The sequence below is a fragment of the Phytohabitans sp. LZ39 genome, from assembly GCF_059359075.1.
Genome location: NZ_JCADBM010000022.1, coordinates 176,497 through 189,975, shown reverse-complemented (window position 1 = coordinate 189,975; position 13,479 = coordinate 176,497). Strand labels below are relative to the sequence as shown.

General features: G+C 72.9%; 11 protein-coding genes. 4 read left to right on the top strand and 7 right to left on the bottom strand.

Annotation, left to right across the window (positions count from 1 at the left end):
- The 4 genes from AC5L36_RS34495 to AC5L36_RS34480 all read right to left on the bottom strand — a co-directional run.
- Nucleotides 1-182 (bottom strand): S-adenosylmethionine synthetase N-terminal domain-containing protein (locus tag AC5L36_RS34495; protein ID WP_441222815.1); only part of this gene is annotated, 182 nt, incomplete at its 3' end.
- A gap of 84 nt (nt 183-266) precedes the next feature.
- Nucleotides 267-689, bottom strand: coding sequence for a roadblock/LC7 domain-containing protein (locus AC5L36_RS34490; protein WP_441222814.1), 423 nt, complete (start codon nt 687-689; stop codon nt 267-269).
- Nucleotides 686-3,181, bottom strand: a complete 2,496-nt coding sequence (locus tag AC5L36_RS34485; RefSeq protein WP_441222813.1) for a sensor histidine kinase — start codon at nt 3,179-3,181, stop codon at nt 686-688. The genes AC5L36_RS34490 and AC5L36_RS34485 overlap by 4 nt, the downstream gene beginning before the upstream one ends.
- Nucleotides 3,182-3,425: 244 nt before the next feature.
- Nucleotides 3,426-4,796 (bottom strand): FGGY family carbohydrate kinase, encoded by a 1,371-nt coding sequence (locus AC5L36_RS34480; protein WP_441222812.1) that lies wholly within the window; start codon nt 4,794-4,796, stop codon nt 3,426-3,428.
- Nucleotides 4,797-5,005: 209 nt separating this feature from the next.
- Between AC5L36_RS34480 and AC5L36_RS34475 the strand changes: the two genes are divergently transcribed.
- The 3 genes from AC5L36_RS34475 (at nt 5,006) to AC5L36_RS34465 (ending at nt 9,788) form a co-directional block, all read left to right on the top strand.
- The gene (locus AC5L36_RS34475) at nt 5,006-6,877 is read left to right on the top strand and encodes a chorismate-binding protein (RefSeq protein WP_441222811.1); all 1,872 of its coding nucleotides are present in this window, start codon (nt 5,006-5,008) and stop codon (nt 6,875-6,877) included.
- Nucleotides 6,878-6,915: 38 nt separating this feature from the next.
- The gene (locus AC5L36_RS34470; protein WP_441222810.1) at nt 6,916-8,772 is read left to right on the top strand and encodes a glycoside hydrolase family 9 protein; all 1,857 of its coding nucleotides are present in this window, start codon (nt 6,916-6,918) and stop codon (nt 8,770-8,772) included.
- Nucleotides 8,773-8,846: 74 nt separating this feature from the next.
- The gene (locus tag AC5L36_RS34465) at nt 8,847-9,788 is read left to right on the top strand and encodes a cellulose binding domain-containing protein (RefSeq protein WP_441222809.1); all 942 of its coding nucleotides are present in this window, start codon (nt 8,847-8,849) and stop codon (nt 9,786-9,788) included.
- 6 nt (nt 9,789-9,794) lie between these two features.
- Here the strand turns inward: AC5L36_RS34465 and AC5L36_RS34460 are convergent, their stop codons facing one another.
- Nucleotides 9,795-10,643: a transglutaminase-like domain-containing protein gene (locus tag AC5L36_RS34460; protein ID WP_441222808.1), complete on the bottom strand. Its 849-nt coding sequence runs from the start codon at nt 10,641-10,643 to the stop codon at nt 9,795-9,797.
- Between the two features lie 102 nt (nt 10,644-10,745).
- On the opposite strand from AC5L36_RS34460, the gene AC5L36_RS34455 reads away from it, so the two are divergent.
- Nucleotides 10,746-11,987, top strand: a complete 1,242-nt coding sequence (locus tag AC5L36_RS34455) for a pyridoxal phosphate-dependent aminotransferase (RefSeq protein ID WP_441222807.1) — start codon at nt 10,746-10,748, stop codon at nt 11,985-11,987.
- A gap of 9 nt (nt 11,988-11,996) precedes the next feature.
- Here the strand turns inward: AC5L36_RS34455 and AC5L36_RS34450 are convergent, their stop codons facing one another.
- Both AC5L36_RS34450 and AC5L36_RS34445 read right to left on the bottom strand, forming a co-directional pair.
- Nucleotides 11,997-12,842, bottom strand: a complete 846-nt coding sequence (locus AC5L36_RS34450) for an LLM class flavin-dependent oxidoreductase (protein WP_441222806.1) — start codon at nt 12,840-12,842, stop codon at nt 11,997-11,999.
- Entirely contained in the window at nt 12,839-13,420 is a 582-nt protein-coding gene (locus tag AC5L36_RS34445) for a DUF6506 family protein (RefSeq protein ID WP_441222805.1), read from the bottom strand. The genes AC5L36_RS34450 and AC5L36_RS34445 overlap by 4 nt, the downstream gene beginning before the upstream one ends.
- Nucleotides 13,421-13,479 lie beyond the last annotated feature (59 nt).

Below are 13,479 nucleotides of genomic sequence, written 5' to 3'. Positions count from 1 at the left end.
GCCTTGGTGGTGACCTCACCGGCCACATGCACCTGACCGGTCGTGATCAGCGTCTCGACCGCGACCCGGCTACGCGGATCCTGGGCGAGCAGGGCATCCAGGACCCCGTCACTGATCTGGTCAGCGATCTTGTCCGGGTGGCCCTCCGTGACCGACTCGGACGTAAACAGACGACGCGCCACGACACCATCCCCTTTTGCTCGGTCCTTTCCCCGAGCGTAGAGGGCGGGGATGGAGCGCGGGTCGAGAGCCCGTACCCCCGGGGGTTATCGGGGCAGCGCCTGCTGGAGCTCGGCCCGCAGCGCGGGCGTGAGCATCTCGCCGGCCTGCTTGGCCAGCCGCGCCATCTCGTAGCCCACCACGCCGATGTCGGCGTCACCCGCGGCGAGGGTGGCCAGGATGGAACCGTCCCGGACCGCCATCACCAGGAAGTAGCCCCGGCCCAGCTCCACCACCGTCTGCTTGACCACGTCGTTGTCGAACATCTGGGCCGCGCCGGTGGTGATGCTCATCAGACCGGAGGTCACCGCGGCCAGCTTGTCGGCGTGGTCGCGGGGCAGGTGGTCGGAGACCGCGACGAGCAGCCCGTCGGAGGAGACGACGATCGCGTGGGCCACGCCCGGCGTGCGATCGGCGAACGCGCTGACCAGCCAGCTCAGATCACGGGCATCTTGACTGAGCTCACTCACGTTTGTTTCGCCTCCTGGTCGATCGTTTCCCTGACGTCGCCGCTGTCCTCCGCTTCGGCCCGGCGGACACCGCTGTAATACCTGGAAAGCATGCTGCCAACCGCCTCCGGATCCGGTTCCACCCGGGCGCTCGGCACGTGCGCCGCCGGCCGCGGCGCGTCAGGCACGTCCGGCAGCTGCGCCATCGGCACCCGCATCGGCAGGCCGTTGGCCATCGTGCCACCGGTGATCGGCACAGACGGCGGGGTGGGACCACCGGGGCCGGTCGCCGCCGGCGGCACGGGAGCGGTGCCGCCGTTGAGCCCGCCCGCCCGGCCGCCGCCCTGGCGCGACCACCAGGTGCTGCCGGTCTCGGTCGCGGTGGCACCGGCGGACTTGAGCACGTCTTCGGCCCGGGTCAACCCGCGGCGGGCGCGGGCGCCTGCGCCCACCTCGGCGGCCGGCAACGCCGGACGGGCCGTGGCCGGGGTGGCCGGCACGCGCGGTGGCATCGCGGGCACCACCGCCGGCGCGGCGGCCAGGCGCAGCTCGCGGCTGACCGAGTCGGGCACGGAAGCGGCGACCGAGGCGAGCACCGGCCGGGCGGCCGGCTCCGGCAGCGCGCGGGCCGGCGGGGCGGGCGCGAGCAGGCTCGGCGGCAGCCAGATGGTGGCGATGATGCCCCGCTCGGCGGCGACCAGCCGCACCCGGATCGAGTGCCGCGCGGCCAGGTGGCTGACCACGAACAGGCCCATCCGCTCCGAGGCCGCGACGTCGGCCGCGGGCGGCTCGGCGAGCAGCGCGTTCGCCTCGTCGAGCGCCGCGTCGCTCATGCCCAGACCCTCGTCGACGATCTCCACGGTGGCGGTCCGCCCGCTCGACGAACGGGTCGTCATCTTCACCTGGGTGAACGGCGCCGAGAAGTTCGTCGCGTTTTCCAGCAGCTCGGCGAGCAGGTGCACGACGTCGGCGACCGCGTGACCGACCACGTACAGGTTGTCGACGGACTCGTGCCGCACCCGCGGGTACTGCTCGATCTCGGCGGCGGCCGCCATCGCCACCGCGGACAGCGAGACCGGCTCGTTCCAGCGGCGGCTCGACTCGGTGCCGGCCAGCACCAGCAGGCTCTCGTCGTTTCGGCGCATACGAGCGGCGAGGTGGTCGAGCTTGAACAGGTTGCCCAGCTGGTCGGGGTCGCTCTCGTCGCGCTCCAGCTCGTCGAGCAGCTCCAGCTGCCGCTCGACCAGCACCTGGCTGCGGCGGGCCAGGTTGACGAACATCGCGTTGACGTTGCGTCGCATGACCGCCTGCTCGACGGCGAGGTCGACGGCGCTGCGGTGCACGGCGACGAACGCCTCCGCGACCTCGCCCACCTCGTCCATCGACCGCACCGTGGAAGGCGGCACCTCGATCCTCGGCATGCCGTGGCCGGCGGCACGGAGCCGCTCGATCGCGTCGGGCAGCTCCTCCTGGGCGACGTGCATGGCGTGGCGGCGCAGCTCGCGCAGGGAGCGGGCCACGGACCGGCCGATCAGCACCGAGATGACCAGGGCGATCAGCAGCACGGCCAGCACCGAGCCGGCGACCAGCAGCGTGCGCTGAAGCTGGTCGGCGCTTCGCGCGCCGGTCTCGTCGACCGCGTCGCCGAGCACGTCGGACTCGACCTGGCGCAGCAGGTCGTGCCGGTCCTGGCTCAGCGACCACCAGCGAAACGGCTCGAGCACCTTGGCGTCGCCGCTGCCAGTGGCGATCGTGGTCTGCTCCATCGCGACCGCGGCGCCGAACTTGGCGTCCGCGGCCGCCCGCTCGTACCGCAGGATCTGCTGGTTGGTGGCCGCGATCCGGAAGTCGGCGAGCGCGGTGAGCTGCTGCGCCCGCAGGTCGGTGAGCTCGACCTGGTCGGTGGGGCCGTACCTGCCGGCGCTGGCCGCGGCGAAGAGACGGGCGCGCAGCCGGGAGCCGATCTCCTTGATGCGGGCGATCTCGACGTACCGGAGCACCATCTCGGTGAGCTCGGGCCGCTCGACGCCCGGAGAGGGCTGGGCCAGGAGGGTAAGCAGCGCGTCGATCGTGCGGGTGTAGTTGCCGACCACGGTGTCCGCGCTGACCGCGCCGCTGGCCACCGCGCCGCGCAGGGTGGGCAGGTCGTCGACCGCGTCGCGGGCCCGGTTGAACGCGACCCGCCAGGCCGCGTCACCGCCGGAGAGCGGGTCGGCCGCCTCGCGGAAGTCGGCGGCGGAGCGGTCGACCGCCACGTAGTACTGCCGGATGTCAGCCGTGGCCTGGCTGGCGCTGGTCTTCTTGGCCTGGAGCGCGGCGAGGTTTCCGGCGGTGCGGTCGCGCTCGCTCTGTAGGTCGTGCACCAGCGTGGTGATCTGCTGGCCGAGCGACACCTGGTCGGCGAACTCGTCGAGCACGGTCGCCTGGCCGATCAGCGCGCTGGTCTGCACGCCGGCCACGACCATGAAGGCCAGCGACGGGATGACGAGCACCGTGCCAAGCTTGGTGCGCATCCGCCAATCCCGGACGCGAAACCGCGAACGCCGCCGATGTGGGATAACCCGGACATCGAGCCGCCGACGGTGTCGCGGAACCGTCCGGGTGGACGGCTCCGGGGCAGCAGAGACCACGCCTCCCCCTTACCTCGTACCCGGCCTGACGAGGAGCGGAGTCCATCCAATCAGGCACGCGGTCGGTGTCAACGCCGCGACCTGCAACAAGTTCACGAAGAATACAGCGGCTGACCGGATCTTGCCGTTACCGCCGAGGTGGGCTCCCCCATCCGGACGATGCCGTCCGGCTAGTGGTGAGGCCGGCGGCCAGCATGGCGGCCCCGGTGGCACCCACCTCCGGGTTGTCGACATGGCGCACGGTCCGCGGCGCCAGCGCCACCTGGAAGGCGCGGCGCCACCACGGCTGGGCGGCCACCGCCCCACCGCCGAGGACCACCTCGGTAGCGTGGTCCACAGTGGACTCAAGCGTGGCCAGGTCACGGGCGATCATCGCGCAGACGCCGTCCATCAGCCCGGCGAAGATCTCGGTGGGCGTGGTGGAGAAGGCGAGCCCGGACAGCGTCCCGGCCCCGCTCGGCGCCATGCCGGGCGGGCGGTCGCCGCCCAGCCGCGGGTCGGCGCGCACCTCGCCCCGTCCCGGCGTGATCGCCGACAGCTCCTTCTCCAGCGCGTCGCCCTCGGGCAGCTGGAGCGTCCGCTTGGCCCAGGCGAAGAGGTTTCCGCCCGCGGAGTACGCGGCGCCGGTGACGATCCGCTCGTGGTCGACCCGGTAGCGCCACACCGATCCCGGCAGCGGGGGCAGCGGCGCGCCGGGTGTCACCGGCTGCACCAGCCGCACCGCGGCCGACGTGCCGACGGTGACCGCCGCACGGCTCGGGTCGAAGCAGCCGGTGCCCACGTTTGACGCGGCGCCGTCGCCGGTCGGCGGCGCCCACGGCGCCTCGGCCAGGGCCGGCCAGCGGCGGGCGTACTCCGGGCGCAGCCGACCGTGCCAGCCGGCCGGCGCGAGCGGCGGCACCTCGGCGCGGGCGGCGCCGGCGATCGCGAGCGCCTCCTCGTCCCAGTCGAGGCGGGCCAGGTCGAGCATCCCGGTGCCGGAAGCCACGGATACGGACGTCGGCGCGTCGCCCAGCAGCGCGCCGAACACGAACTCCGGCAGCCCGGCGAACCGCGCCAGCCCCGGACCGCAGCTCGCCCTCAGCCAGGGCAGCTTGACCGTCCAGTAGAAGCGGTGCCACCACGCGCCGGTGCGCTGGTGGAACGCGTCCGGGTCGGCCGGCCCGGCCGCGCCCGGCGGCGGCGCGGGGCGGGTGTCGAGCCAGGTGACCAGCGGACCGAGCGGCGCGCCGGCGGCGTCGAGCGGCACCACCGAGTGCCACTGGGACGACGCCGCGACCAGGCGGACGCCGTCGAGACGCCCGGCCGCGGCCAGCTCGTCGAGGCAGTCGACGAGCGCGGCCAGGTAGGCCGCCGCGTCGAGGGTGGCCGCGCCAGTGTCGTCGACCGCCACCTCCATCGACCGGCGGGCCAGCGCGCCCGGCAGGGGGACCGCCGTGTCGTCGAGCACCAGCCCGCGTACCGACGACGTGCCGAGGTCAAGCGCCAGGATGCTCATCGCCCGCCACCGTATCTGTTACGCTCTCGCCCATGCTCGCGCGCCTCAATTCCTGGTGGCGCCGCCAACCCGGCGGCCCGTCCACCCGCGCGTAGCTCATACCCACGCGGCCGCCACATAAGGCGGCCACAGCGTGATGTCGATGCGCAGAGCATTCCGACGCACCGGTTGTCCGCCCGAGGCGGTCCCCGGCCCGGAGGAATGTACGGATGGATCTTCTGACCCTGCTCGACGCACCGGACCCACGCCCTTTCGCGCTCCTGCGTCGCGAGGGCGCGGCGCACATCGAGATCTTCACCGGCGACCTGACCACCGTCGATCGGCTCGCCGACATCCCCTTGCCGCCCGGACGGCCCGGCCCGGCCACGCTCGCGCTGGTGCCGTACCGGCAGATCACCGAGCGTGGGTTCGCCTGCGTCGACGACGGCACGCCCCTGGAGTGCCTGGCCATCCGCTCGTACGGTGAGGTGCCGCTCGAGGCGACGCTGGCGCTGCTGCCGGACACGCCACCGGCCACGCGGGACGGCGGATTCGACATCTCCGACGAGGAGTACGCCGAGACGGTCGGCGCCGTGCTGCGTGACGAGATCGGCCACGGCGAGGGGGCCAACTTCGTCATCCACCGCACGTTCACCGCGCTCGTCGACGAGCCGCTGCCGGCCGCGCTGGCCGCGTTCCGCCGGCTGCTGACCCGCGAACGCGGCGCGTACTGGACCTTCCTCGTGTACACCGGCACCCGCGTGCTGGTCGGCGCCACGCCCGAGCGGCACGTCAGCGTCGAGGACGGCCTGGTGATGATGAACCCGATCAGCGGCACGTTCCGCCACCCGGACGGGCCGGCCGAGCGGGAGGCGCTGCTGGAGTTCCTGGCCGACCCCAAGGAGGTCGACGAGCTCTACATGGTGCTCGACGAGGAGCTCAAGATGATGGCCACCGTCGCCGACCACGGCGGCCAGGTCGTCGGCCCGTACCTGAAGGAGATGGCCCACCTCACCCACACCGAGTACCTGCTGGCCGGGCGGGGCTCGCGGGACGTGCGGGAGGTGCTGCGCGAGACGATGTTCGCGCCGACGGTCACCGGCAGCCCGATCGAGAACGCGTTCCGGGTGATCGCCCGCCACGAGGGGCGCGGGCGGCGGTACTACGCGGGCGTGCTGGCGCTGCTCGGCCACGACGCGGACGGACGGCAGACGCTGGACGCGCCGATCCTCATCCGCACCGCGGAGATCACCCCGGACGGGGTACTGCGGGTACCGGTCGGCGCCACGCTGGTGCGCCACTCGACCGCCGCCGGCGAGGTCGCCGAGACGCACACCAAGGCCGCCGGTGTGCTCGCCGCGCTCGGTGTGCGGCCCGCCGCGGCGCCGCGTTCGTCCAGCGAGACGGATGTACAGCTGTCGGCCGACCCGGACGTGCGGGCCGCGCTGGCCGCGCGCAACGAGCGGCTGGCCCGCTTCTGGCTCGACGAGCGCGGGCCGGCGCCGATCCCGCCATCCGCGCCGCGCGCGCTGATCGTGGACGCCGAGGACACGTTCACCGGCATGCTGGCCCACCAGATGCGGTGGCTCGGCCACGACGTCACCCGCCGGCCGTGGACCGATCCCGGTTCCCTGGAGGGCTTCGACCTCGTGGTCGCCGGCCCCGGGCCGGGCGACCCGAACGAGGTCGACGACGTGAAGATGGCCGCGATGCGCGCGGTGCTGACCGCGCGGCTGCGCAGCGGCCGGCCACTGCTCGCGGTCTGCCTCGGCCACCAGCTGCTGTGCGGGCTCCTCGGCCTCGACCTGCACCGCCGGGACGCGCCGTACCAGGGCATGCAGCGCGAGGTGGACCTCTTCGGCCGAATCCGGCGGGTGGGCTTCTACTCCACGTTCACGGCGCTATCGGCGGTCGGCGCGCTGACCACGCCGTACGGGCCGGTCGAATTGGCCCGCGACCCGGCTGACGGGGCGGTGCACGCGCTGCGCGGGCCGGCGTTCGCGGGCGTGCAGTTCCACCCCGAGTCGGTGCTCAGCGAGGACGGGCTGGCGGTCCTCGCGGATCTGCTGAAAGCATTGACGGAGGTGCCCGCCATCCATTAGACAGGTAACCTAACTTACCTTCGTCGCGGGAGTGTGCGATGCGCCGGTCTCTCCTCGCCATCACCGTCGTGGCGGTCACGCTCCTCACCGGCCCGGCGGTCACCGCCGGGCCGGCCCCAGCGGGCGCCACCGGCCTGCTTCGGGTCGACCAGGTCGGATACGCGGTCGGCGAGGCGAAACGGGCATACCTGATGACCGCCGCGCCGGCCGAGGGCGCCCGCTTCGCCGTGGTCGACCGGCGCGGCCGCACCGTCCACAGCGGACGGATCGGGGCCAGCGCCGGCGGGTGGAGCGCGGCGTACGGCGCGGTGCACCCGATCGACCTCACGGCGGTCCGCACACCGGGCACGTACCGGCTGCGGGTCTCCGGCGGCGTGCGCGCCCAGTCGCCGGTGTTCCGGGTGGACCGGCCGGAGCGGCTCTTCGACCCGCTGCTCGCCGACACGGTCAACTTCTTCCAGGTGCAGCGGGACGGCGCCGACGTCGTACCCGGTGAGCTGGACCGCCAGCCGTCACACCTGACCGACCGGCGGGCGACCGTGTACGAGCCCCCGGTCTTCACCGGCGACGGCGGTGACGTGCCGGCGGCGCCGCTGTCGCCACGGGCCGGCGCGCGCCAGGTCGACGTCGAGGGCGGCTGGTTCGACGCCGGCGACTTCGTCAAGTTCACCCACGCCTCGGCGTACGCGCTGGCCGAGCTGCTCTACGTGCAGCGCGAGACCACCGGGCCGGCGACGCTGGGCGGGGAGACCGCCTTCGGGCTGCGCTGGCTGGACAAGATGTGGGACGGCCGCACCCTGTACGCGCAGGTCGGCATCGGCACCGGCAGCGAGGAGTTCGGCTTCCTCGGCGACCACGACGTGTGGCGGCTGCCCGAGGCCGACGACGCGCTGGAGACCGGGCCCGGCGACGAGTACCAGTTCATCAAGTACCGCCCGGTCTTCCCCGCCAACCAGCCCGGCGCGAAGGTGAGCCCCAACCTGGCCGGGCGGGTGTCGGCCGCGTTCGCGCTGGCCGCGCAGGTGTCCGCGAAGCGCGGCGACAAGGCGGCGGCACGGCGCTGGCTGGCCGAGGGCGCGTCCCTCTACAGCCATGCCCTGGTGTCCGACGTGGGCGAGCTGGTGACCGCCTTCCCGCACGCCTACTACCCCGAGGACTCGTGGCAGGACGACATGGAGCTGGGCGCCACCCAGCTCGCCCGCGCCGCGTTCGCGTTGAACGACCCGCGCGGCCACCAGTGGGTGCGCGAGGCGGCCGGCTGGGCCCGCGCCTACCTCGACACCGAGCCGTGGGACACGCTCAACCTCTACGACACGAGCGCGCTCGCGCACGCCGACCTGGTGCCCCTGCTGCGCGGCGACGCGCTCGCCGGTGAGCTCCTCGCCGACCTGCGGCGCCAGCTCGACGGCGGCGTCTACGCCGCGGCCGAGCACCCGTTCGGCCACGCGGTGGACGTCACGCAGTTCGACGCGGCCACCCGCAGCTTCGGGTACGCGGCGACCGCCCAGCTCTACCGGCGGCTGACCGGCTCGCGGGAGTACGACGCGTTCGGCACCCGGCAGCGCAACTTCGCGCTCGGCGCCAACGCGTGGGGCACCTCGCTGATGATCGGCGCCGGCACCACGTACCCCCAGTGCCCGCAGCACCAGGTGGCCAACCTGTCCGGACTGCCCCGCGGCGCGGTCGTCAACGGTCCGAACGGCGCGGAGAACTTCGAGTTCATCGGCATCCCGGACGGCGCCAACGCCTGCCCCGCGGACGGCGTCAACCGCTTCGCCGCGTACGACCGGCCGGACGCCCGCTACCTCGACGACGTCCGCGCCTGGCCCAGCTCCGAGCCGGCGATCGACTTCACCGCGACGGCGGCGCTGGCCTTCGCACTGTCCGCGGCGTAACCGGAAACCCTTGCGCCAACACGCAATGCCAACCCCTGGTGGGGCGTCCGCGCCGGCACCTACCATCAATTGACATGGGCCTATTTAATGCGCGGCTGGTACGACCTGCCCGCCTCGCCGCGGCGGTGGTCGCGGGGATCGCCTCGATCGCGTTCGTCCCCACGGCCGCGCGGGCGGCCACCGCCGACGTGGTCAAGCAACGGGAGTGGTCCACCGGCTACGTCGGCAAGGTGACCGTGCGCAACCCCGGGCCGGCCGCCATCACGTCCTGGCGGGTCGAGTTCGACCTGCCGGACGGCACCTCCGTGGCCGACGCCTGGGACGCGCGGCTGACCCGATCCGGCGGCCACTACACGTTCGCGAATCTCCGCCGCAACGGCGACCTCGCGCCGGGCGCCTCGACAAGCTTCGGCTTCCGCGTCCGCGGCACCGGCGACCCGGCCAACTGCACGGTCAACGCCGAGCCCTGCGCCGGCCCGCCGCCGCTGGACGTCACCCCGCCGAGCACGCCGGTGCTGCGAAGCGCCCCGCTGCCACCCTCCGGTGTGCTGCTCAGCTGGGATCCGTCCGTGGACGACACCGCGGTCGTGGGGTACGAGGTGTTCAGCTCGAGCGGGATCACCATCTACACGACGACTTCCACCAGCATCTCGCTGCCGAGCCTGACGCCGGCCGACGGCTCCCGCTGCGTCCGCGCGGTCGACGCGGCGGGCAACGCCTCCCCGGGCGCGTGCTTCATCCTCGGGCACGGTGACACCACCGCACCCGCCGCACCCCTCGACCTGCGGCTCGCCGCCCCACTTCAGGGGTACCTGCCGGTCAGCTGGGCACCCTCCTGGGACGACGTCGTCGTCCTCGGTTACGAGGTCTACCTCGACGACGTCCTGGTCACGACCGTCGGCAACACCAAGTCCTACGTGCCGTACAGCGGATCCGGGGTCCACAAGGTGGGCGTGCGCGCCTACGACACCATGCGCCGGTTCTCCCCCATGACCGAGGTAACTCTCGCTATATAGAGGGGTTCACAGTTGGTCACGGTCGGCGTCGCCGGCGAGGTCGGCCGGCGCCGGCAGGCGTGGATCCCAGGCGTAGGCCTCGGTGGCCCGCTCCAGCGGGCCGCCGGCCGCGCTGACCGCCGCCACCCGGTCGAGCAGGCCGAGGTCGGCCGGCGCCAGGCCGTCGTAGTGGACCGGGATGAGGCCCCAGTTGTCCCAGGGCAGCATCTCCACCCGGTTGAGGCTGGCCAGGTCGCGCAGCACGTTGCCCTGCACCTCCCACATGCCGGTCAGCCCCGCGGCCCGCACGCCCACCTGGGCCGGGTCGCGGCGCCCGGCGCGGCACTCTTGCCAGGCCTGGCCGCCGACCAGGAACCCGTCCCGCGACACGTCGAACGGGTCGACGTCGCGCTCGTCGTACGTGCCCTTGGGCGCGCTGCCCAGCTGCGCGTCGACAAGCCGCCAGCCGCCGTCGCCAGCCCAGATCTCCACCACCCAGTGGTCGTCGAAGAAGTCCTCGGCGAAGTAGCCGGCGAACCCCGCCCGTGCCCGCGCCGGCACGCCCACCTCGCGCAGCATGGCGCAGAGCAGCACCGCGAAGTCGCGGCACGTGCCGGCGAACCGCTCCTCCGGCGGGCGCTCGTCGAGCGAACCGAGCCGGTCGAGGATCGCCGCCACGCTCCGGGTGTTGGCCTCGTCGTGGCGCTCCGCCGGGAGCGTGAAACCCCACCGCCAGGTCTGGTCGCGATGGATGACCACACCGCCGACGACCTGGAGCAACCCGTGCAGGTCAGCGGGCAGGCCGGCGAAGAGGTGCCGCTTGGCGCCCGGGTCGGTCAGCGCGCTGTGCCGCCGGTAGAACTCAAGCTCATCCATAGCTCGGAGAGTAGTTAGGTCCGTCTTAAGCCTTTCTGTGGGATCGAACTCCGCCACGGGCCGGCCCGTACCGCCCCACGACACCCCACAGTTGGAGGCACCGTGCGACACGGAAACGTCGACCTTGGTCTGCTGCGCACCGGGGCACACAGCCCGTCGGTCTTCGCGCTCAGCCGCAGCATGGGCGATGGCACACCGATCGTCGACTTCTGCATCCCCTGCAACCCGTACTTCCCCACGCCGGACATGTTCGCCGCGCTTGCGCAAAACCTGGAGTCGATCCTCAAGTACTACCCGAGCGACTCCGCCGACATCACCAACAAGCTGTGCAGCGTGCTCGGCCTGCATCAGAAGACGGTCGCGATGGCCAACGGCTCCACCGAGCTGATCACCTGGCTCGACCACCTGATGGTCAAGGAGAGCATCGCGATCCCGATCCCCACCTTCGGCCGCTGGACCGACCAGCCGCTGGAGACGGGCAAGCGGGTCGACATGTTTCCGCTCCAGGAGGCCGACGGGTACGCGCTGGACCTGGAGGAGTACGTCGCGTTCATCCGCAGCCGCGGCTCCCGTGTGGCGGTGATCTGCAACCCCAACAACCCGGACGGCGGCTTCTTGCCCCGCCGCGAGGTGCTGCGCTTCGTCGACGCGCTCACCGACCTCGACCTGGTGGTGGTCGACGAGTCGTTCATCGACTTCGTCGAGGCCGAACGCCAGCCGTCGATCGCGCCGGACGCGGCCATCCGCCCCAACGTGGTGGTGCTCAAGAGCCTGGGCAAGAACTTCGGCCTGCACGGCATCCGCTTCGGCTACCTGGTGGCCAACCCGCAGATCGCCGGCAAGATCGCGAAAGTCCTGCCGAAGTGGAACCTCAACTCGCTCGCCGAGACCGTCGTCCACATGATCCAGGACTACGAGACCGAGTACCGGGAGAGCCTGCGCCTGCTCGCCCGCGACAGGTACACGATGGCCGACGAGCTGGGCCGCGTGCCCGGCCTGACCGTCTTCCCGTCGCAGGGCAACTTCCTGCTGGTCAAGCTCCCGCCCGGCTGGAGCGGCGTCGACCTGCGCGACTACCTGCTGTCCCGGCACGGCCTCTTCGTCCGCGAGTGCGGCAACAAGCTCGGCATGACCAGCCAGTTCCTGCGCTTCGTCGTACGCCCCCAGCAGGACGTGCGCCTGCTCGTCGAGGGCATGCTCTCCTACGGCCGCTACCTGCACGGCGAATCGTCGTCGTCCCTGTCCGCCAGCGACGACAGGTACGGCACGTCGTCCGCCCTCGAGCCCGACAACCTGATCCCCTACCCCGGCCGCCGCGGCCTGGCCACCGCCACCGCCAACTAGGTCCTGCCGTCAGATGAGGTGAGGGCGGACCTCTTCGAAGAAGCGGCGCACCTGGTCACGGACGTCGCCGCGCACGGGCCAGAAGACGATCGAGTCGAAGCGAAGCCGGGCACGGTAGTCGCGCAGTGCGGTCACCCATTGCTGGACCGGCCCGTTGAGCTTGCGGTCGTTGCGCGGTGGGATCTCGTCGGAGATCGTGCCCATCACGTTGAAGACGCGCCGGATCTCCGCGGGGTCGCGCCCGGCGTCGGTCGCTGCCCGGTCGACGCGGCGTTGCATCTCGGGTACGTCCGCCAGGTCCAGGTACGCGTTGGTGGGCAGCCAGCCGTCGGCGTGCCGGCCGGTGAGCGCGAGCATCCGTGGCTTGAAGGCGCCGACCCAGATCGGCACCGGCCGCGGCGGCGCGGCGACCTCGGCCTGGACCAGCCGGAAGTGCGGCCCCTCGTGGTCGACCGGCGCGCCGCTCCACAGCCGGCGGATGAGCGGGACCGCCTCGTCGAGGGCGGCCACGCTCGGCGGCCGCCCACCGAAGCCGACCGCGCGCTCGTCCGCGCCGCCCGCGCCAAGCCCGAGCACGAAACGCCCGCCGCTGATCACCTGGAGTGTGGCCGCCGTCTTGGCGAGCAGCGCCGGTGGCCGCAGGGCGAGGGGCGTGACGTTGGGCGCGAGCAGCACGCGCTCGGTGTGCCCGGCCAGCAGCCCGAGCAGCGCGGGCGTCTCCAGCTCGTCCGGCAGGTACGGGTGGTCGGCGACCGTGACAAGGTCGGCGCCGAGCTCCTCCGCGGTCCGCGCCGCCTCGAGCGTTTCGCCGAGGCGGTGACGGGAGGCGGGCAGCGCCGCGCCGAAGAGGCTCACGGCCGGCTCGACTCGAACGCCGCCTTGAACGCGACCGCGCCGTCGATCGACTCGAACGGCCAGGTGACGAGGCCGACCGGCGCCGCGTCGCCGACCGCGGCGGCGACCTGGGCGGCCGTCGTCAGCGGCGTGCCGCCGCACACCTCGACCACCTCGACGCCCGAGCGGACCAGCGCGGCCGCCACCGCCGGGATCGTGGCCTCCGGCGCGCCGACGACCGTGGTGCGGCTGCCGTCGCGGTGCTCCTGGACCACGTGCACGCCCTCCGGGTCGGCGTTGTCGTCGGTGTAGATCGTCGCCCAGCTGCGGCCACCGGGCCGGCCGGTGCCCGCCAGGCCGACCGGCGCGCGCCCGCCTACGGCCTCGATGACCTGGGCGGCGCCGGCCAGGTCGAAGCCACGGTAGAGCTCGATCAGCCGCACGCCCTGGTCGGCCAGCTCGGCCGCGACGCGGGCCGCGGCCGGCACGTCGGGCGCCCACGCGAGCAGGGTGCGCCCGCCGCTGTGCTCGAGGGCGACCCGGTCGGCGCTCGGGTCGGCGGCCGGGTGCAGGAAGAGGAACGCTTCGTCGTAGGACATCGGTACTCCCCGTTCTCCTAGATAGCTTGGTGTAAAGATACTTAGGCGGAAAGCTTTAC